The organism is Xanthobacter agilis, from assembly GCF_021730435.1.
GTDB lineage: Bacteria > Pseudomonadota > Alphaproteobacteria > Rhizobiales > Xanthobacteraceae > Xanthobacter > Xanthobacter agilis.
Map to the genome: position 1 here is coordinate 44825 of NZ_JABWGX010000004.1, position 18473 is coordinate 63297.

Consider the following 18473-nt stretch of genomic DNA (forward strand, 5'->3'; position numbering starts at 1 on the left):
AATGTCAGCATTGTTGTCGGGTCAAGAGGAGCTGACATTTATATGAGGGAATAGCGTGGTCCTCCGATGTCCGGAGAGGCGTGCGGATTGTATGCAGCACGCGCTTCATTGTCGGGATTCTGACAATTTTTGTCGTTTCCCGTCATGGGGACTATGGGCGTGGCGTGAACTTGTGGTTGTGTGTGGGGCGGAAGTATTTTTGCTCCATTGATCCCGCGCGGGGAGCTCCTTTCATGCGCGGGCCATGCAGGTATCCAGGCTGTTATTAGAAGAGATTAAATGTGTCGCGGAATCACTATGTTCCACGTTGAATGAAGTTTGGTTTCTGGTAAGTTTTCATCCCATTCCTCGATTTGTAATGGCGTCGGCGTTGGGTGATTTGTTTTGTGTTGGACTCCACTTTGTGGTCCGCCGGAAATAGCCTTGTGATCTGAGAGTATATGATTCGTTTTCCTGCCGTATTGTTGTGGTGGGGTGAGGGTTGCCATGTCATCTGACCTCAATATGCGTGAGCGGTTGAATTTTAATCTCATTGACGCTGAGGCCGTTCAATTACTAAGGTCTTCGAAGGAGTGTATTCTTCCGCTCCTCGATGGTGTTCTGGATAGATTCTACGAACATGTCGGGTCCATTGCGGAGACGCGGAGATTTTTCGGGGGGCCTGAGCAGATGGCGCGTGCCAAGCGCATGCAGCTCACGCACTGGGGTGTCATTCTGGATGCGCGCTTCGACGAGGAATACGAAGCCTCGGTGACCCGCATCGGCGAGATGCACAATAAGCTTGGGCTGGATCCCCATTGGTATATTGGCGGCTACAGCTTTCTCATCAGTCATCTGGTGCAGGCTCTCGGCGGCGATCTCGGCGCCACGTTGTTCGCGCGGAAAAAGGCCGAGCAGGCGCTGAAACTTCAGACCGCCGTCATTCGCGTGGCGATTCTCGACATGGACCTTGCGATCCACGTCTATCTCCAGGCCGGGCGGCGCGACCGCAGGGCTACCCTCGACCGGCTCGCGCAGTCGTTCGAGGCGTCGGTGGGCTCGGTGGTTTCCCTGGTCTCGTCCTCTGTCGTTGATCTTCATACGACGGCGAAGGGCATGACCGCCTTCGTGGAGGAAACCTCGGTGCAGTCGCGGGCGGTCGCCGCCGCGTCCGAGCAGGCCTCGGACAACGTGGCGACGGTGGCGGCCGCCACCGAGGAATTGTCGGCGTCGGTGCGCGAGATCAGCCGCCAGGTGGCGCAATCGGCCGATGTCACCTCCCGCGCCGTGCTCGACGTGGAGCAGGCGAGCACCAAGGTGAAGACCTTGGCGGAGGCGACCGATCGCATCGGCAGCATTATCGGGCTCATCCGCGAGATCGCGGGGCGCACCAATCTCCTGGCCCTCAACGCCACCATCGAGGCCGCCCATGCCGGCGTTGCCGGCAAAGGCTTCGCGGTGGTGGCCGACGAGGTCAAGCAGCTGGCCGAGCAGACCGGCAAGGCGACGGCGGAGATCCGCTCCCAGATCGAGACCATCCAGGCGGATACCGACGCCACCCTCGTCACCATCGAGAGCATCTCGGGCACCATCGGGACCATCAACACGGTGGCCGAATCCATCGCCGATTCGGTGCGGCAGCAGGAGAATGCCGCGCGGGAGATTGCCCGCAACATTCACGATGCCTCGCAGGGCACCATCGAGGTGTCCTCCAGCATCGGCCGCGTGACCGACGCGATGACCCAGTCCAACACGGCGGCCACACGGGTGTTTTCGGCGGCCTCCGGCCTCACGCAGCAGCTCGATGAGCTGAACGGCGAGGTGCGGCGGTTCCTCGCTGACATCAAGGTGGCCTGAGATCCGAGCGGCCGGGGCACGCCCCGGCGCGGGGCCGTCAGGGAACTGCCAGGGGGCTCAGCGTGCGTCGACGCCGTCGCGGATGGCGCGAAAGCGCGGGTAGAGCTCCGGGAAGGCGTCGACCTTTGAGATGCCCACCATGCGCATGTGGCCGGTCTGGCCGAACCGCAGCCACTGGATGATCTTCACCGGCTCGCCGGTCTTGGCGTCCACGGCCTGGGCCATCACCTCGAAACCGGGCACCTGGGAGATGCGCAGCGGCTCCGCCCGCTCCAGCCGCATGTCCTTCAGGCCGGACAAGGTGGAGAGCGCCCGCAAGGCGAATTGGCGCCGCTCGTCCTCGCGCGGGGCGCCGACCGCCACCGACACCACGAAATAGGGCTGTTCCGCCCCTTCGATCACATTCTTCGGGCCATCGGTGAGCATCACGGTGGACCCGCCGAAGGTCCGCACCACGCGGAAGCCGGCGAGGTCGGTCAGGGTGAAGGGCAGCGCCGCCACCTGCGATTCCGGCGAGCGGAAGGCGAGGCTCGCCAGCGCCGCGCGCACCTCGGCGTCGGGCAGGGTGGCGGCATCGGTCTCGGCCACCTGCACCGTGACGAGGGCGGTCACGAGGTCGGTTCCCGCCAGCAGCACCCACTTGCGCACGCGGAACGGCCCGGCGGTCTGGGTACCGGTAACAAGATAGCCCTTGGCCCCGGAAATGGCGAAGGGGCCGCGCGATTCCACGGTGATGCCCTTGGCCGCCAGGGCGGCATCGGAAAAGCCGCCCTCAAGCTGTCCATAGGCCTCCGGCGGCATGTCCACGATCAGGATGGAAGCGTTATGGGCGCGGTCCTCGAAGCCGGAAAAGGTGGTGCTCTCCACCATTCCGGGCGGCGGCGCGAGCCCCACCACCGCGCCGCGCGGAAACACGACCTCGCCGGCGAGGGCGGCGGTAGCCGTCACGATGATCGCGTACGACAGGCAAAGGGCGGCGAGCCCGGTCATTCCACGGCGCAGCAGGCCACGACGCATCGGGAAAGCTCCAATCGAGGGTGCCGGGGCGCGGACGAGGCCCGAATCGGCCCGGCAAAATCGTTGGAAGGGTGGCATGAATGGCGGGCCCGCGTCACCCGGTACAGCTCACCCGCCGCAATGTCAGGTTGAACCGGCCACCCTCCTGCAGCAGGCGGGAGGAGCCCCCGAGGATGCGGTCGACGCCGTGAAAGGCCAGGCGGCTCGGTCCCGACAACACGAACACGTCGCCGGAGGCCAGCCGGATCGCTTGCGTGGCGCCGCCGCGTTCCGGGCCGCCGAGCCGGAACAGCGCGGTATCGCCGAGGGAGAGGGACACCACCGGTGCCGTGAGGTCGGCCTCGTCGCGATCCTGGTGCAGGCTCATGCGCGCGTCGGGCGCATAATAATTGATGAGGCACGCCTCGGCCGGGGTGGCGGCGCCGAAGCGGGCATAGGCCGCCTGGAGACGGTCCGGCAGGGGCGGCCAGGGCTGGCGGGTATCGGGGTGGAAGCTCTGGTAGCGATAGCCGGAACCGTCGGAGACCCAGCCCAGCGGCCCGCAATTGCTCATGCGCACGGAGAAGCTCTTGCCGGTGCGCGGCATGGTGGGGGTGAACAGGGGTGCCTGGGCCAAGACGGCGCGGACATCGGCCAGCAGATCCGCCTGCGCTCGCGCATCGAAGGCGGCCGGATACCAGAAGGCGCCGGGGGCGAGCTCAAGACGATCGGTCACGGCGGCCTCCGGCGCGGGGCGGGATCTTGCCCTTGGGAAACCTTACCCGCGCGCGCGAAGAAGACAAATGGGATCGCGCCGATGGTCGGGACTTCCTGTAAACAGGGCCATCGCACGGAGGAGACAGTCATGGCCCTGCACGGGAAATTCTACTGGAACGAGCTGATGACCGACGATGTGGAGAAGGCCAAGGCCTTCTATGGGGCCACGCTCGGCTGGTCGTTCAGCGAGATGCCGTCCGAGGGGGGGCCCAGTTATTATGTCGCGCACCTCGGGGACGAGCCGGTGGCCGGCCTCATGGACAAGACCGACATCCTGCCGCCGGAAGTGCCGCCCCACTGGTTCCCTTATATCAATGTGGACGACCTGGAGGCGCGGCTGAAGCTGCTGGAGGCGAATGGCGGCCATGTGATCCGCCCGCCGTTCGAGGTGCCGGGGATCGGCCGGATCGCCATCGTGGTCGACGCCACCGGTGCCGCCATGGGCTGGATGACGGCGGCCGAGATGTGACCCCGCGCGGGGTCAGGCGCGGAGCGCATCAAGCCGCGTGCGCTTGACCCCGGCCGCGTTCATCTGCGCCCAGGCCTTGTCCAGCGAGCCGTTCACGTCGATGGCGCGGCAGGCATCCTCCACCACATAGGTGGTAAATCCATGGCGCGCCGCGTCCACCGCCGAGCAGGAGACGCAGAAATCGGTGGCGAGGCCGAGCAGATAGACGGTCTCGATCCCTCGGTCGCGCAGATAGCCGGTGAGGCCGGTGGGGGTGGTGCGGTCCGCCTCGTAGAAGGTGGAATAGCTGTCGATCGCCCGATGGTGTCCCTTGCGGATGATGAGCTGGGCATGGGGGATCTCAAGGCGCGAGGCGAGGCGCGCGCCGATGCTGTCCTCGACGCAGTGGACCGGCCACAGCACCTGCTCGCCATAGGGCAGGGCGATGGTGTCATAGGGCGCCTTGCCGGGATGGTTGGCGGCGAATGAGATATGGTCCGCCGGGTGCCAGTCCTGGGTCAGCACCACGTTGCGGAAGAACTGGGCCGCATGGTTGGCGAGCGGGAGGATCTCGTGTCCCCCGGCCACCGCCAATGCGCCGCCGGGCAGGAAGTCCACCTGCAGGTCCACGGCGATGAGCGCCGTGCGGTCGGCGGCACTGTGGCCGGGAAGTCCGGCAGGGGAAGAGGCGGGCACGGGCGACATCGGGGGCGTCATCCTCGCGGGGGCGTGAAAAAGGGCGCATCGGCCTGCTACCACGCCTTGCGGCGCCAAATCACCCCCCCTATATCCGCCTCGATCGTCGTATTCGCGACGAACCCCAATTTCAAGTGAAGGGGGCCGGCGGATCGGCTGCGGGAGGGGCTCGCGGCCTGTTCCAGGCGGGTGCCGCAAGGGCCCGGCCGGTCTGCCGACAAGGAGAAACTATATGGCCAAGATCATCGGTATCGACCTCGGCACCACCAATTCGTGCGTTGCGGTGATGGAGGGCGCGTCCCCGAAAGTCATCGAGAACGCCGAGGGCGCGCGCACCACGCCGTCCATCGTCGCCTTCTCGGAGGACGGCGAGCGTCTCGTCGGTCAGCCCGCCAAGCGGCAGGGCGTGACCAATCCGGAGCGCACCTTCTTCGCGGTGAAGCGCCTCATCGGCCGCCGCTTCGATGATCCCACCGTGGCCAAGGACAAGGGCCTCGTGCCTTACAACATCGTGCGCGCCGACAATGGCGACGCCTGGGTGGAGGCCGACGGCAAGAAGTATTCGCCCTCGCAGATCTCCGCCTTCATCCTGCAGAAGATGAAGGAGACGGCCGAATCGTACCTGGGCGAGACGGTGGAAAAGGCCGTCATCACTGTTCCCGCCTACTTCAACGACGCCCAGCGGCAAGCCACCAAGGACGCCGGCAAGATCGCCGGCCTGGAAGTGCTGCGCATCATCAACGAGCCGACCGCGGCCGCGCTCGCCTACGGCCTCGACAAGAAGTCGGCTGGCACCATCGCGGTCTATGACCTCGGCGGCGGCACCTTCGACGTGTCGGTGCTGGAGATCGGCGACGGCGTGTTCGAGGTGAAGTCCACCAATGGCGACACCTTCCTCGGCGGTGAAGACTTCGACATGCGGCTGGTGAACTACCTGGCCGACGAGTTCAAGAAGGAGCAGGGCATCGACCTGCGCAACGACAAGCTCGCCCTCCAGCGGCTGAAGGAAGCCGCCGAGAAGGCCAAGATCGAGCTGTCGAGCGCGACCCAGACCGAGATCAACCTGCCCTTCATCACCGCCGATGCCTCGGGTCCGAAGCATCTCACCATGAAGCTCACCCGCGCCAAGTTCGAGGCGCTGGTGGACGACCTGATCCAGCGCACCGTTGAGCCCTGCAAGAAAGCGCTCAAGGATGCCGGCCTCACCGCCGGCCAGATCGACGAAGTGGTGCTGGTGGGCGGCATGACCCGCATGCCCAAGGTTCAGGAAGTGGTGAAGCAGTTCTTCGGCAAGGAGCCTCACAAGGGCGTCAACCCGGATGAGGTGGTCGCCATCGGCGCCGCCATCCAGGCCGGCGTGCTTCAGGGCGACGTGAAGGATGTGCTGCTGCTCGACGTGACCCCGCTGTCGCTCGGCATCGAGACCCTGGGTGGCGTGTTCACCCGCCTGATCGACCGCAACACCACCATCCCGACCAAGAAGAGCCAGGTGTTCTCCACGGCCGAGGACGGACAGACCGCGGTGACCATCCGCGTGTTCCAGGGTGAGCGCGAAATGGCGGCGGACAACAAGATCCTCGGCCAATTCGACTTGGTGGGCATTCCCCCGGCGCCGCGCGGCGTGCCGCAGGTGGAGGTCACCTTCGACATCGACGCCAACGGCATCGTGCAGGTGTCCGCCAAGGACAAGGGCACCGGCAAGGAGCAGCAGATCCGCATCCAGGCCTCCGGTGGCCTGAATGACACCGACATCGAGAAGATGGTGAAGGACGCCGAGGCCCACGCGGCCGAGGACAAGAAGCGCAAGGCCCTGGCGGAAGCCAAGAACCATGGCGAGGCGCTGGTCCACTCCACCGAGAAGGCGCTCTCCGAGCACGGCTCCAAGGTCGGCGCGGCGGAGAAGACCGCCATCGAAACCGCGATCACGGACCTCAAGGGCGTGCTCGCAGGCGAGGATGTCGAGGCCATCGAGGCCAAGACCCAGGCCCTGGCGCAGGCCTCCCTCAAGCTCGGCGAGGCCATGTATGCGGCCCAGCAGGGCGGCGAGGAGGCGGGTGCCGCCAAGCCGCAGGACGATGTGGTGGACGCCGAGTTCACCGAAGTGGACGACGACAAGAAAAAGTCGGCCTGACGACGCGGCGGCGGGCGCTGACGCCCGCCGTTCTCCCTGCCCGGCAGGGAATGGATTTTCAACCGCTGCGGCATGATCCGTGGAGACCGGCCTTGTGCCGGGCACCGGATCTGCCCCGGCCTCCCGATGGAGCCGGGTCGCAGCGACAGATGAAACGGAACCGCCTGTCCCCGGCGCCCGGCCTTTGGCGCCTTCGCTCCGGTGCCTGCACCCTCGGTCCGCGCAAAGCGCGGTGCCTGCGGGTCAGGGGCGGAGCACGGACCGGGTGGCGGACCAGGGCCGGTTGCGGCGGGTGAAGAGCAAGCATGGCCAAGCGCGATTACTATGAAACCCTCGGCTGCGACCGCGGCGCCGACGAGACGGTGCTGAAGGCCTCCTATCGCAAGCTGGCCATGAAATGGCATCCGGACCGCAATCAGGGGGATGCGGACGCCGAGATCCGGTTCAAGGAAGTCAACGAGGCCTACGAGATCCTGAAGGATCCGCAGAAGCGCGCCGCTTATGACCGGTTCGGCCATGCCGCCTTCGAGAATGGCGGCGGCGGGGCGGGTCCCGGCTTCGGTTCCGATTTCGCGTCCTCCTTCGCGGACATTTTCGACGATCTGTTCGGCGGCACCATGGGGCGCGGCGGCGGTGGCGGTGGTGGCCGCTCGGGCCAGGCGCGCGGGCGCGGGGCGGATCTGCGCTACAATATGGAGATCACGCTGGAGGAAGCGTTCTCCGGCAAGACCGCTCAGATCAAGATCCCGACCTCGGTCGCCTGCGAGGCCTGCAACGGCACCGGCGCCAAGGCCGGCACTGCACCTAAGCCCTGCCGCACCTGCGGCGGCGCCGGCAAGATCCGCCACGCCCAGGGCTTTTTCACCCTGGAGCGCACCTGCCCGAGCTGCCAGGGGCGCGGCTCGGTTATCGAGGATCCGTGCGGCGCCTGCGGCGGCGCGGGCCGGGTGACGCGCGAGCGCACCCTTTCGGTGCAGATTCCGGCCGGAGTCGAGGACGGTACCCGCATCCGCCTCGGCGGCGAGGGCGAAGCCGGCGTGCGCGGCGGACCGCCCGGCGACCTTTACATCTTCCTGTCCCTGGAGCCCCACCCCTTCTTCCAGCGCGAGGGGGCGGACCTGTATTGCCGCGTCCCCATCGCCATGGTCACCGCGGCCCTCGGCGGCCAGGTGGAGGTGCCGACCATCGGCGGCGAGAAGACCAAGGTGAAGATTCCCGAGGGCACCCAGTCGCAGAAGCGCTTCCGCCTCACCGGCGAGGGTATGCCGGTGCTGCGCACGCGCAACTTCGGCGACATGTATGTGCAGGTGGTGGTGGAAACCCCGCAGAAGCTGACCAAGCGCCAGCGGGAGCTGCTGACCGAGTTCGACAAGGAATGCTCGGGCGAGACCCATCCTGAATCCACCGGCTTCTTCGCCAAGGTGAAGGAATTCTTCCAGGGCGCGGCCGGTGCTGGCGCCACGGGAACCACCGGCGACGGGGCGTGACGCCCCGCGCCTCTCTCACCCGCCTCATGACCGGCGCAGGGCGCGGCGGGCGGCATCGAGGGTGCGGGCGATCCCCTCGGCGTAGGAGGTCTTGGGGATGGGTCCGATGAGCCGGGCGAGGGCGTGGTCGTCGAAGATGACCGGGTCGCTCATCAGGTAGCGCATCTCCACCAGCTCCCGCATGACGGGATCGAACAGGCCGGCGAGGCGCAGCAGCAGCGCATTGGCCACGAACAGCTTCGGGTTTTGCCGCATCAGCATGAACGCCTGCTCGGCCACGTTGCGCACCGTGATGGTGCCGGCGCCGCCGAGGTTGAAGGTGTGGCCGAACGCGCCCGCGCTCGCCAGCAGCCGCAGCACCACCGGCCCCACGTCGGGCACGAAGACGAATTCGTGGGGCGTGTCGATGGGACCCATCACCTTCGCGCGGCGGCCGGCGGCAGCGGCGGCGAAGATGTCGGCGAGATAGCTGCGCTCCACATCGGGACCGTAGAAATCGGGCAGGCGCAGGATGGAGGTGGCGATCCGCCCCCGGGCGTGCGCCTCCAGCACCAGGTCTTCCTGTTCCTTGCGCATGCGGCCCTTGAAGGTATGGGGCGCGCGGGGATGGTTCTCGTCCACCCGCGCGGTGCGGGGCCGGCCGAACGGATAGGCGGTGCCGATGAGCAGCAGCCGGCGCACGCCCTCCGCCTCGGCCGCCTCCAGGGTGCGCCGCATGAGCGGGGGATGCAGATGAAAGGCGTCGTAGGGCACGCCCACCATGTAGACGAGCGTGTCGATGCCGCGCACGGCGGCGCGGATGCGCGCGGGGTCTTCAGGATCCCAGCCGCGGGCCTCGACCGCCGGGATCGCGGCAAAGCGGGTGGCGATGGACGAACTGTCGCGGCCGATGACCGCAAACGGCGTGCCGGTCGCGGCGAGGGCCGTGCCGATGCTGGCGCCGATGGGGCCGGTGCCGCCGACCAGGGCAATGCGAGGGACGAGCGGCGCTTGCGCGGAAGGGGCGTTGGACATAGAACAGCTCCTGAACAGCGTTCACTGAACGATGTTCATAAACTAAACGCCGTTCATGTCAACGGGTGAAAGAGTCCATGTCGGACAACGAGAGCCCGAGCCCCCGCCTCCGCCGGAAGGAGGATGCCCGCGCGCACATTCTTCAGGCCGCGCGGCGCATCGTTCTCGACGAAGGATTCGCGGCGCTCACCATGCGTCGCATTGCCGCCGAGGTGGGCTATTCGCCGGCCGCCCTGTACCTGCATTTCGAGAGTCGGGAGGCCATCGCCCGCGAACTCGGCGGGGCTGGCATGCGCTCTCTTCATGGGCGGCTGGCGCGGGCGGCCGAAACCGTCGATCCCCTGGCGCGGATTTCCGCCTTGGGCGCGGCCTATGTCGCGTTCGCTCGGGAGGAGCCGGAAACCTACCGCCTGATCTTCATGGAGCCGGGTTTTGCGGCGAGCGCCCTGGGGGGCGAGGACGAGGCCGGCGCCGCCGCCTTCGCCCTGCTGGCGGGGGCCTTTGCCGAGCTGGCGGCGGCCGGCCGCCTGCGCGCCGCGGCGGATCCGGCGGCGCTCGCGACCGGCCTGTGGGTGCTGCTGCATGGCATCGCCAGCCTTAAGATGACGTGTTCCGCCTTCCTTGCGACGCCGGAGGAACCACTCCTTGCGTCGATGCTCGACAGCCTCCTGAACGGGGTGCTGCGCCGGGTCGACCAACCTTGACCATCGTCCCGTTCCCGTCTAATCGCCTGACATTCTTTCGATGACCGGGCGCCAGAGGTGCCGCTGATGTTGCATTCCCGAGAGTCGCGCAAGTCCACCGCCAAATCCGCAGCCAAGCCCTCCCCCTTCAAGCCGGGCCTCAACGATGAGGTCCGCTTCCTCCAGTCGTGGTTCCGCAACCCGCTGAAGACGGGCGCGGTTTCCCCTTCCAGTCCCGGCCTCGCCAAGATGATGGCGAGCTATCTCGATCCCCGGCACGACGGCCCGGTGATCGAGCTCGGGCCAGGCACCGGCCCGGTGACCAAGGCGCTGCTGGCGCGGGGCTTCGCGCCCGAGCGTCTGTTCCTGATCGAGTACAATCCGGAATTCTGCGCCCTGCTGCGCCGGCGCTATCCGGGTGTCACGGTCATCCATGGCGACGCCTATGCCATGCGCAAGACCCTGGGCGACCAATTGCCCGGCAAGGCGGTGGGCACCATTTCGTCGCTGCCGTTGTTCACCATGCCCCAGCCCGAGCGCCATCGCATGGTCAACGAGGCGTTCGACATGTCGATCCCCGGCGCGCCGTTCGTGCAGTTCACCTATGCGGTGGTCTCCCCGGTGCCGCTACTGCCCGGCAAGATCGAGGGCAAGGTGTCGCCGCGGGTGTGGATGAACCTGCCGCCGGCGCGGGTGTGGGTCTATCACCGGCCCTGAGCGCGCGCGGACGGCGTTTTCGCACGGGTTTTCGTGGCGCGGGATGCAGGATTACCCGCGCCGGACATGGCCTGTGCCAGACATTTCCCGTGGCATGGCTTGCCTCCCGCCGCAGCGACGGCTACGCCTCGTCTCGCCAGGAGCGCGGGGCGGTGCCGCTGCGGCGCGCGAGGCGCGGCACAATCTTGGAGGGGGCATGAGCGCGGAGCTTTCGGGCGGAGATGACCAGGGCGCCGCGCCGCGCCTTGCGGCCGCGCGCGAGCGCCTCATCGTGGCGTTGGACTATGCCAATGTGGGCGCCGCCGAAGCGCTGGTGTGGCAGCTCGGCGACGATATCTCCTTCTACAAGATCGGCCTGGAGCTCACCATCGCCGGCGGGCTGGATCTCGCCGCCGACCTCATCGGCTCCGGCAAGCGGGTGTTCCTGGACCTGAAGCTGCACGACATCGGCAATACGGTGGAGCGCGCCACGGCCGCCGCCGCCGCCCGTGGCGTGAGCCTGCTCACCGTCCATGCCTATCCCCAGACCCTGGCCGCCGCCGCGCGCGGCGCCGCCGGCAGCCCGCTCAAGGTGCTGGGCGTGACCGTGCTCACCTCTTATGACGATGCCGACCTCGCCGCCGCCGGCTATGCCGCGGGCGTGACCGACACCGTGCGCCGCCGCGCCGGGGATGCTCGCGATGCCGGGGTCGCCGGCGTCATCTGCGCTCCGACCGATGCGCGCATGGTGCGCGAGGTGCTGGGACCTGGTGGCCTGGTGGTGACCCCCGGCGTGCGTCCGGCGGGTGCCGCCGTGGGCGACCAGAAGCGGGTCGCGAGCCCGGCCGATGCGGTCAGGGCGGGGGCGGACATGATCGTCGTGGGGCGGCCCATCATCGCCGCGCCGGACCCGCGGGAAGCCGCCCGCCAGATCCTTTCGGAACTCGCCGGCGCCTGAGGCACGAGAGGGGGGTAAGCATGGCCAAGGGGTATTGGTTCATCAATGTGGATGTGGTCGATCCTGTCGACTTCATCAGCTATGCGCATGCCAACGTCTCCTTCCTGGCGGAGCGCAAGGCGAAATTCCTGATCGCCGGGGGCGATTTCGAGCACATGGAGGGCATCAAGCGCCATCGCAACGCGCTGGTGGAATGGCCCTCCTATGAGGTGGCTCTCGACGCCTATCGCTCGCCCGAATACCAGCGCATCGCCGCGCAGCGGGGTGAGTGCGCCATCACCGACGTGGCCGTTGTCGAAGGCTATGACGGCGAGCAGCCGAGCGCGGCGGAACCGGCGGACAGCACCCCCCAGTTCCCGCGCGGCTATTGGATGGTCCGCATGGACGTGACCGATCCCGCCGGCTACGAGCACTATCGGGCCGAGAATGTGAAGGCGCTGGCCCAGTTCGGCGGCTGGTTCCTGGTGCGCAGCGGGCGCAGCACGGTGGTGGAGGGCAAGGGCCGCTCGCAATATATCGTGATCGCCTTCCCGGATCTCGCCAGCGCCCGCGCCTGCTATCACTCCTTCGACTATCAGCAGGCGTTCGCCCGTCGCAAGCTCGCCGCCCAGGGCGATCTCATCATCCTGTCCGGCCATGCGGGCCGCCAGCCCGCCCTCTGAGCCGGCCGGCCCGCTTCAAGGAGCATACGCGTGTCCGACCTGCGCATTGTCATTGCCGGAGCCGGCGGCCGCATGGGCCGCACCCTCATCAAGGCCATCTGCGACCATGAGGGACTGACCCTCGCCGGAGCGCTGGAGCACGCCGGCAGCACCCATCTGGGCGCCGATGCGGGCGTGGTGGCCGGTCTTCCGGCCGTGGGCGTGACGGTGGAGGCCGACGGTACCGCCAGCCTCGCCGGCGCCGACGTGGTGATCGACTTTTCGTCGCCGGCGGCGTCGGTGCATCTGGCGGAGCGGGCGGCGGCGCGCGGGGTGGCCATGGTCATCGGCACCACCGGCTTCTCGGCCCAGGACAATGCGGCCCTTGGCGCCGCGGCGGGGCGCACCGCCATCGTGAAGTCCGGCAACATGAGCCTCGGCGTCAACCTGCTCGCTGCCCTGACGCGCCGCGTGGCGGCGACCCTCGACGATACGTTCGACATCGAGATCCTCGAGATGCACCACAACAAGAAGGTGGATGCCCCCTCGGGTACCGCGTTGCTGCTGGGCGAGGCGGCGGCCAAGGGGCGCCAGCGCGATCTCGACGCGTGGTCCGAGCGGGGCCGCGACGGCCAGACCGGCGCCCGCAAGGCCGGGGCCATCGGCTTCGCCAGCCTGCGCGGCGGCTCGGTGGTGGGCGAGCATGCGGTGATCTTCGCCGGCCCGGCCGAACGCATCGAGCTGGTGCACAAGGCCGAGGACCGGATGATCTTCGCCCATGGGGCGCTGGTGGCGGCGCGTTGGGTGACCGGGCGGCAGCCGGGTCTCTATTCCATGGCCGACGTGCTCGGCCTCTCCGATTTCTGAACGCTGCTCGCGGAGCTTTCGATGTCCGACCGTATCCTCGTGCTCGTCCGTCACGGACAGAGCGAGTGGAACCTCAAGAACCTGTTCACCGGCTGGCGCGATCCGGCGCTGACCGAGCAGGGCGTGATGGAAGCCAAGCGCGCCGGCGTGCGGCTGAAGGCGGAGGGCCTGGTGTTCGACGCCGCCTTCACCTCGGCGTTGACCCGCGCCCAGAACACGTGCGCCCTCATTCTGAACGAGATGGGGCAGGGCGCCCTGGAGCCGGTGAAGAACCAGGCTTTGAACGAGCGCGACTATGGCGACCTCTCCGGCCTCAACAAGGACGATGCCCGCGGCAAATGGGGCGAGGCGCAGGTGCACCTCTGGCGCCGCTCCTATGACGTGCCCCCGCCTGGCGGCGAGAGCCTGCGCGACACGGTGGCCCGCACGCTGCCTTATTATGTGCAGGAGATCCTGCCGAGCGTGCTGCGCGGCAACCGCACGCTGGTGACCGCCCACGGCAATTCGCTGCGGGCTCTCATCATGGTGCTGGAGAAGCACACGCCGGAGAGTATCCTGAAGCGGGAGCTGGCCACCGGCTCGCCCATCATCTACCGCCTGAACGCCGATTCCACGGTGGAGCAGAAGCTCGACCTCGCGGCCTGAGCGGGCCTTGAGCGGACCCAATGGTTGCCCGGTCGAAGGCCGGGGCCGATGGTCTCATTCGAGTTCCGGCGGACTTTGGTGGGTCCAGATACCCGGCCGGGGCTGCGGCCCGTCCGGCGCGGCGGCGGTGGACGGGGTCGAGGGCTGCGGGTAGCGGGCGGCCAGCGCCTCGGCGCGCCGCATGTTGGCGGTGATGAGGCACAGCGCCCGCTCCTCGAAATTGCCGATGCCGCGCCGGCCCTCGAATGGCGCCACGCTTTGGCAGTCGAAATTACGAAAGAGCAGGAACCGCGATTGCGCCTCGTCCAGCAGCTCGGTCCAGCGATTGCGCTGCACCGGGGCGAGGTCGCTGCGCGCCGCGATGACGCGCATGGCGTTGGCGACCTCCGCTTCCAAGGCCTGCTCGCTGGTGCGGATGGCCTCGTAAAGGCAATGGCTGCGCGCGGTGGCGGCGATCTGGTCGGGCGGACAGAGGGCGGCTGATGTTGAGGCTTCCACGACCGGCGAGACGCTGTCCAAGGTGTGGTCCAAGGTGTGCTCCAAGGCGCGGAGCACGGGCGGGCTGCCGGCCTCGGCGCGGGCGGCGGGTGCGGCGCCGGGCGGCGTCAGCACCACGGGGCCGGGGAACAGCGAGGCGCCGGGCTCCGGCGCCACCGGTCGCGACACCAGCAGGGCCGCCGGGCTCACCGCCAGGGCGAGCGCGAGGAGGCCGAGCCCCCAACGCGGCCGAGCGCGCCTTGGGCGGTTGCGGTCGCTGGCGCCCCGGTGCTCCGTCATGGGGTCAATGGCGCCGGGCGGCCGGCGTGGGCCTCTGCGCGCTGCAGGATGTGGGGCGAGAGGACACGGGGCGAGCGGATTCGGGGCGAGCGGATTCGGATCGCGAGCGCAGCCACGCGGCGGATGCGCTCGCGATCCGTCGCGCCGGGCAGGTTCCGCCGGCCCGGCCGGACCCCTTCCGCGCTTGGGACATCGGTCGAAGCGGACGGGATGCGGCGCGCGGCGGCGTCCGTTTCCATCGGCGCGCCCGCGTGCCGCACGCCTCAGGCGACGGCCAGCGCCGCGCGGGCGTGGGTGCGGATGCGTTCCACCATGGACCTCAAGCCGTTGGAGCGCTGGGGGGTGAGGTGCCCTTCAAGGCCGATCTGCCGGAAGATGCCGAGAATGTCGGTTTCCAGGATGTCCTTGGGGCTGTGGCCGGACACCAGCGTCAGCAGCACGGCAACGAGCCCCTTGACGATATGCGCGTCCGAATCCCCCTGGAATTCCAGCACGGTGCCCTTGGGAGTCGTCTTCGCTTCGCCGATAAGCCACACTTGGCTGGCGCAGCCCTGCACCTTGTTGGTCTCGTTGCGCTCGGCCTCGGGAAACGGCGGCAGCGCCTTGCCGAGTTCGATCACGTGGCGGTAGCGGTCTTCCCAATTGTCCAGGAATTCGAAATCGGAGATCAGGTCGTCCTTGGTGGTCATGAAACCGGTCCCTTCGTCCAATGCGCCGGGCCTATGAGCGGTCTAGCAATGGGCGCCGCGGTGGCGGCGTGCGGTGCAATACACGCGCAGCATATCGCGAGACCCGCAGGGGGGCAAAGGGAAGAGCGATCGCGGAGCGCGCTCGCGCCCGGTGGGCTCAGCCTTGGCGCTTGGCAGGCGCGGGCACGGGCTGCGGCGCGCTCGCCGGCTGCACCTTTTCGCCGCTGCCCCAGGCCGGGGCCAGATCCTGCGGCGTGAGGTCTTGCGGCGTGAGGTTCTGCGGCGCGCCGGTGGCGGTGGCGCCGCTGGAGCCATGGCTCGACAAGGTGTCTGAAAGCCACTTGGCGCCGGCCTGGGCCTTCTCGGTGAGGTGGGTCACCATTTGCCCGCCCACCGCGCAGGCGTCCGGCTGGCGGGTGCAGAAGCCGCGGACATCGGCCACCACCGCCTGAGCGGCGCCGAAGGCGTCGAACACGCTCACATCCTGCCCGGTGGTGCCCTTGAGGCCGAGCGGCAGCAGCAGCAGCACCAGGGCGATCCAGAACGCCATTCGCAGCAGGAAGAACATCGCGCCCTCTTCAGATCATGCCGCGGAGCCCGTCTCCCTTGGAGCCTGGACGTTTGCCGTGGCGAAGGTCTTGCCGGCGTGCCGCAGGGGCGGTTGAGGTCCTCGGGCTCCCGTCTTCGCGCCTGATGCCGCAAGCCTGCCGAACATACCACTGACGCTCCGGATTGCGGTGGCGCGCGGCGCGGGCGCACAGGGGCTTTTCAAGACATCGTTAACGCTCGGCGCGTCGGCACCGGGCGGGCTTAGCGTTCGCTTAAAGCCTCAGTGCGAGAGTGGTGCCATTCCACGACACCGGGAACCGACTCACTCCCCATGCCGGCGCTTGAGAGGAACATGGTGCGGTCACGCGCTTTCAACGGGTTTGGCGACCTCGCCCCCGCGCCTGCCGGAACCTCCGAGGCGGAGGCGGCGGGCCTGCCGCGTCTCGCCCGGCTCGGCCGGGTGATGGCGGTGGTGCTGGGCGCCCTCGGGGCGCTGGCGCTGGCAAGCGCGGGCGCGGTGCTGGTCGCCCAGGCCTCCGGCCTGATCGTGGGCGAGCCGGCCGATGCCTTGTCGCTGCTGGCGGCGGGCCTGCTGTGCGCGGCGCTGGCTGGCATGGCGGCGGGGGTGGCGCGGGCGGCGAGCGGGGTATCCGATGCGGAGCTCCGGGCCGGGGCTGTGCTGGTGAGCGTGCATGACGCCCAGGGCGACGCGGTGGAGGTGGAGAGCCAGACCGGCGTTCTCGCCCGGACCCCGGCGGAGGCGTTGCGGGGGGCGGGCCTGTTCGGTCGGGTGCTGGTGGCGGATCGCCCCGCCTTCCTGTCGGCGGTGCGAACGGCGGCGGAGGGACGCGCCGCGGTGGCGTGCGACGTGCGCCTGAGCTGCGTCTCGGAGACCGCCGGCACCGCCTTCCTGCCGCTTGAGGTGCGCTGCCTGCCGGCGGCGGAGGGGCGGGCGCGATTGATCTGGCGGGAGGCGCGGGTGTCCCGGCAGGAGGTGGACGACGAGGTCCGCGCCCGCGCCGACGCCGAGGAGGCGAACGCCGCCAAGAGTCGTTTCCTCGCCGCCATGAGCCATGAGCTGCGCACGCCGCTCAACGCCATTCTCGGCTTTTCCGAATTGCTTTCCACCGACACCGGCGCGCCGCTCGACGATGCCCGCAAGGCGGAATACGCGCGCATCATCCACGAGAGCGGCCAGCATCTGCTGGGGCTCGTCAACGACATTCTCGACCTGTCGCGGGTGGAGGCCGGGGCCTATGCCCTGGAGCTGGAACCCATAAATGTGGCCGAGCTGGTGGGGGGCTGCCGCGAGATGGTGGCGCTGGACGCCGCGCGCAAGGGCGTGCGGGTGCGCACGCTCGCCGCCGCCACGCTGCCGCTTGTCGCGGCGGACCGGCGGGCGCTGCGGCAGATCGTGCTCAATCTGCTGTCCAATGCGGTGAAGTTCACTCCCGAGGGCGGGCGGGTGCAGCTCACCGCGCGGCGGCAGGGGGATCGCCTGGCGCTGCGGGTGCGCGACACCGGGCCCGGCATCCGCCCGGAAGATGTGGCGCGGCTTGGCGAACCCTTCTTCCAGACCGGCGAGGTGGCGCAGCGGGCGCGCGGCAGTGGGCTCGGCCTGGCCGTGGTGAAGGGGCTGGTGAAGCTCCATGACGGGACGTTCCGGGTGGACAGCGTGCCGGGCCGAGGTACGACCGTCACGGTGACCTTGCCTCAGGGGCCGGTCCGTGCCGGCGCCGACGGAACCGTGAAGGCCGATGGCCGCGGCGACGACGTGGTGGCCGCGTTTCCCGCTCACCGCACAGCAGAAGCCCGCGCAAGGAGGATGGCATGAGGCTCGACACCGCCCCCGCGCTTGCGGCGCCCGCCATCGAGGTGGCCGACGATCCCTTCGCGCCGCCCCCAGTGCATGGCGGCCGGCGCCTGAAGCTGCTGGATGTCCTGGTGGCGGCGGTGGTGGTGGCCGCCGGCGGCGCCGTGGCCTCCAATGCGCTCCTGATGCAGGTGCCGGCGCAGCATGCCGCCTTCGCCCCCGCCGTGCCCGATGCGGCGGCCGGCGGTGGCAAGGCGAAGCCGGCCCGCAGCCCCGCCAATTCCGTGTCCATTCCCCTGCCGCCCGTCAACCCCAACGGTCACGCCGTCGGCAGCGGCGGGGGCGAGACCAACGGCACGCTGGGCTACCTCGCCTCCAAGACCTCCGTCACCGGCATGTCCACGACGCTCAAACCGGTGAGCGCGGAGGAGGCGGCGGCCGGCGCCATCGCCGCGCCGCGTCCCGTGTCGAGCATCAAGCCGCCGCTCAAGGTGGGCCCCCTGGCCGCGACCGGGCCGATGAGCGTCTCGGCGGAGGTCGATCCGATCCGCCCGCCGGCGAATGTGCCCACTTCGCCACGCGTGGCGGCGGTGCAGCGCGCGCTCGCCAAGATCGGCTATGGTCCACTCAAGGCCAGCGGCGTGCTGACCCTGGAAACCCGCGAGGCCATCCGCCGCTTCGAGCGCGACCGCCGGCTACCGGTGGACGGCAACGTCTCCGATGGGCTGGTGCGCGAGCTGAGCGTGATCTCGGGCATCGCGATCAACTGA

The 18473-nt window shown here is 68.7% G+C and carries 19 protein-coding genes; 12 read left to right on the forward strand and 7 right to left on the reverse strand.

The window, feature by feature from the left end; all coding sequences use genetic code 11:
• The first annotated feature begins 504 nt into the window (after positions 1-504).
• Complete coding sequence (locus HUW53_RS03610) at positions 505-1836, forward strand: globin-coupled sensor protein (RefSeq protein WP_237344571.1); 1332 nt, start codon at positions 505-507, stop codon at positions 1834-1836.
• 57 nt (positions 1837-1893) lie between these two features.
• On the opposite strand, the gene HUW53_RS03615 is transcribed toward HUW53_RS03610, so the two are convergent.
• Together HUW53_RS03615 and HUW53_RS03620 are read right to left on the reverse strand one after the other, a co-directional pair.
• Complete coding sequence (locus HUW53_RS03615; RefSeq protein ID WP_237344382.1) at positions 1894-2853, reverse strand: hypothetical protein; 960 nt, start codon at positions 2851-2853, stop codon at positions 1894-1896.
• 94 nt (positions 2854-2947) lie between these two features.
• Positions 2948-3568 (reverse strand): alpha-ketoglutarate-dependent dioxygenase AlkB family protein, encoded by a 621-nt coding sequence (locus HUW53_RS03620; RefSeq protein WP_237344383.1) that lies wholly within the window; start codon positions 3566-3568, stop codon positions 2948-2950.
• Positions 3569-3697: 129 nt separating this feature from the next.
• Here HUW53_RS03620 and HUW53_RS03625 point away from each other — a divergent pair, with 129 nt between their 5' ends.
• A complete protein-coding gene (locus HUW53_RS03625) occupies positions 3698-4078 on the forward strand; it encodes a VOC family protein (protein ID WP_237344384.1) in 381 nt (126 codons plus the stop codon).
• Between the two features lie 12 nt (positions 4079-4090).
• On the opposite strand, the gene pncA is transcribed toward HUW53_RS03625, so the two are convergent.
• Complete coding sequence (pncA, locus tag HUW53_RS03630; protein WP_237344385.1) at positions 4091-4762, reverse strand: bifunctional nicotinamidase/pyrazinamidase; 672 nt, start codon at positions 4760-4762, stop codon at positions 4091-4093.
• A gap of 223 nt (positions 4763-4985) precedes the next feature.
• Here pncA and dnaK point away from each other — a divergent pair, with 223 nt between their 5' ends.
• Complete coding sequence (dnaK, locus tag HUW53_RS03635) at positions 4986-6884, forward strand: molecular chaperone DnaK (RefSeq protein ID WP_237344386.1); 1899 nt, start codon at positions 4986-4988, stop codon at positions 6882-6884.
• Positions 6885-7189: 305 nt separating this feature from the next.
• On the forward strand, positions 7190-8371 hold the full coding sequence (gene dnaJ / locus HUW53_RS03640) for a molecular chaperone DnaJ (protein WP_237344387.1): 1182 nt from the start codon (positions 7190-7192) through the stop codon (positions 8369-8371).
• 24 nt (positions 8372-8395) lie between these two features.
• On the opposite strand, the gene HUW53_RS03645 is transcribed toward dnaJ, so the two are convergent.
• On the reverse strand, positions 8396-9385 hold the full coding sequence (locus HUW53_RS03645; RefSeq protein ID WP_237344388.1) for an NAD-dependent epimerase/dehydratase family protein: 990 nt from the start codon (positions 9383-9385) through the stop codon (positions 8396-8398).
• Positions 9386-9462: 77 nt separating this feature from the next.
• Between HUW53_RS03645 and HUW53_RS03650 the strand changes: the two genes are divergently transcribed.
• The 6 genes from HUW53_RS03650 (at position 9463) to HUW53_RS03675 (ending at position 13875) form a co-directional block, all read left to right on the forward strand.
• On the forward strand, positions 9463-10089 hold the full coding sequence (locus HUW53_RS03650; protein WP_237344389.1) for a TetR/AcrR family transcriptional regulator: 627 nt from the start codon (positions 9463-9465) through the stop codon (positions 10087-10089).
• A gap of 66 nt (positions 10090-10155) precedes the next feature.
• Complete coding sequence (locus HUW53_RS03655; RefSeq protein ID WP_237344390.1) at positions 10156-10785, forward strand: class I SAM-dependent methyltransferase; 630 nt, start codon at positions 10156-10158, stop codon at positions 10783-10785.
• Positions 10786-10981: 196 nt separating this feature from the next.
• On the forward strand, positions 10982-11722 hold the full coding sequence (gene pyrF / locus HUW53_RS03660) for an orotidine-5'-phosphate decarboxylase (protein WP_237344391.1): 741 nt from the start codon (positions 10982-10984) through the stop codon (positions 11720-11722).
• A gap of 20 nt (positions 11723-11742) precedes the next feature.
• Positions 11743-12384 (forward strand): DUF1330 domain-containing protein, encoded by a 642-nt coding sequence (locus HUW53_RS03665; RefSeq protein ID WP_237344392.1) that lies wholly within the window; start codon positions 11743-11745, stop codon positions 12382-12384.
• A 30-nt stretch (positions 12385-12414) separates the two neighbouring features.
• Positions 12415-13230 carry a 4-hydroxy-tetrahydrodipicolinate reductase gene (gene dapB / locus HUW53_RS03670; RefSeq protein ID WP_237344393.1) on the forward strand — a complete coding sequence of 272 codons (816 nt, stop codon included), beginning with the start codon at positions 12415-12417 and terminating at the stop codon, positions 13228-13230.
• 21 nt (positions 13231-13251) lie between these two features.
• The gene (locus HUW53_RS03675) at positions 13252-13875 is read left to right on the forward strand and encodes a 2,3-bisphosphoglycerate-dependent phosphoglycerate mutase (RefSeq protein WP_237344394.1); all 624 of its coding nucleotides are present in this window, start codon (positions 13252-13254) and stop codon (positions 13873-13875) included.
• Positions 13876-13929: 54 nt separating this feature from the next.
• On the opposite strand, the gene HUW53_RS03680 is transcribed toward HUW53_RS03675, so the two are convergent.
• The 3 genes from HUW53_RS03680 to HUW53_RS03690 all read right to left on the reverse strand — a co-directional run bounded on the left by HUW53_RS03680 (position 13930) and on the right by HUW53_RS03690 (position 15909).
• Positions 13930-14652 carry a lysozyme inhibitor LprI family protein gene (locus HUW53_RS03680; protein WP_237344395.1) on the reverse strand — a complete coding sequence of 241 codons (723 nt, stop codon included), beginning with the start codon at positions 14650-14652 and terminating at the stop codon, positions 13930-13932.
• 263 nt (positions 14653-14915) lie between these two features.
• Positions 14916-15341 (reverse strand): SufE family protein, encoded by a 426-nt coding sequence (locus HUW53_RS03685; protein WP_237344396.1) that lies wholly within the window; start codon positions 15339-15341, stop codon positions 14916-14918.
• Between the two features lie 157 nt (positions 15342-15498).
• Entirely contained in the window at positions 15499-15909 is a 411-nt protein-coding gene (locus tag HUW53_RS03690; protein WP_237344397.1) for a DUF5330 domain-containing protein, read from the reverse strand.
• Between the two features lie 333 nt (positions 15910-16242).
• Here HUW53_RS03690 and HUW53_RS03695 point away from each other — a divergent pair, with 333 nt between their 5' ends.
• Positions 16243-17724, forward strand: a complete 1482-nt coding sequence (locus HUW53_RS03695; protein ID WP_237344398.1) for a sensor histidine kinase — start codon at positions 16243-16245, stop codon at positions 17722-17724.
• A complete protein-coding gene (locus tag HUW53_RS03700; protein ID WP_237344399.1) occupies positions 17721-18473 on the forward strand; it encodes a peptidoglycan-binding domain-containing protein in 753 nt (250 codons plus the stop codon). Before HUW53_RS03695 ends, HUW53_RS03700 begins: the two co-directional genes overlap by 4 nt.

Coding starts and splice junctions, on each gene's coding strand:
- pncA (WP_237344385.1), bottom strand. CDS start 4,762: ATGTCGCCCGTGCCCGCCTCTTCCCCTGCCGGACTTCCCGGCCACAGT.
- HUW53_RS03665 (WP_237344392.1), top strand. CDS start 11,743: ATGGCCAAGGGGTATTGGTTCATCAATGTGGATGTGGTCGATCCTGTC.
- HUW53_RS03610 (WP_237344571.1), top strand. CDS start 505: ATGCGTGAGCGGTTGAATTTTAATCTCATTGACGCTGAGGCCGTTCAA.
- HUW53_RS03700 (WP_237344399.1), top strand. CDS start 17,721: ATGAGGCTCGACACCGCCCCCGCGCTTGCGGCGCCCGCCATCGAGGTG.
- dnaJ (WP_237344387.1), top strand. CDS start 7,190: ATGGCCAAGCGCGATTACTATGAAACCCTCGGCTGCGACCGCGGCGCC.
- pyrF (WP_237344391.1), top strand. CDS start 10,982: ATGAGCGCGGAGCTTTCGGGCGGAGATGACCAGGGCGCCGCGCCGCGC.
- HUW53_RS03645 (WP_237344388.1), bottom strand. CDS start 9,385: ATGTCCAACGCCCCTTCCGCGCAAGCGCCGCTCGTCCCTCGCATTGCC.
- HUW53_RS03675 (WP_237344394.1), top strand. CDS start 13,252: ATGTCCGACCGTATCCTCGTGCTCGTCCGTCACGGACAGAGCGAGTGG.
- HUW53_RS03680 (WP_237344395.1), bottom strand. CDS start 14,652: ATGACGGAGCACCGGGGCGCCAGCGACCGCAACCGCCCAAGGCGCGCT.
- HUW53_RS03615 (WP_237344382.1), bottom strand. CDS start 2,853: ATGCGTCGTGGCCTGCTGCGCCGTGGAATGACCGGGCTCGCCGCCCTT.
- HUW53_RS03690 (WP_237344397.1), bottom strand. CDS start 15,909: ATGTTCTTCCTGCTGCGAATGGCGTTCTGGATCGCCCTGGTGCTGCTG.
- HUW53_RS03695 (WP_237344398.1), top strand. CDS start 16,243: ATGGTGCGGTCACGCGCTTTCAACGGGTTTGGCGACCTCGCCCCCGCG.
- HUW53_RS03625 (WP_237344384.1), top strand. CDS start 3,698: ATGGCCCTGCACGGGAAATTCTACTGGAACGAGCTGATGACCGACGAT.
- HUW53_RS03655 (WP_237344390.1), top strand. CDS start 10,156: ATGTTGCATTCCCGAGAGTCGCGCAAGTCCACCGCCAAATCCGCAGCC.
- dnaK (WP_237344386.1), top strand. CDS start 4,986: ATGGCCAAGATCATCGGTATCGACCTCGGCACCACCAATTCGTGCGTT.
- HUW53_RS03650 (WP_237344389.1), top strand. CDS start 9,463: ATGTCGGACAACGAGAGCCCGAGCCCCCGCCTCCGCCGGAAGGAGGAT.
- HUW53_RS03685 (WP_237344396.1), bottom strand. CDS start 15,341: ATGACCACCAAGGACGACCTGATCTCCGATTTCGAATTCCTGGACAAT.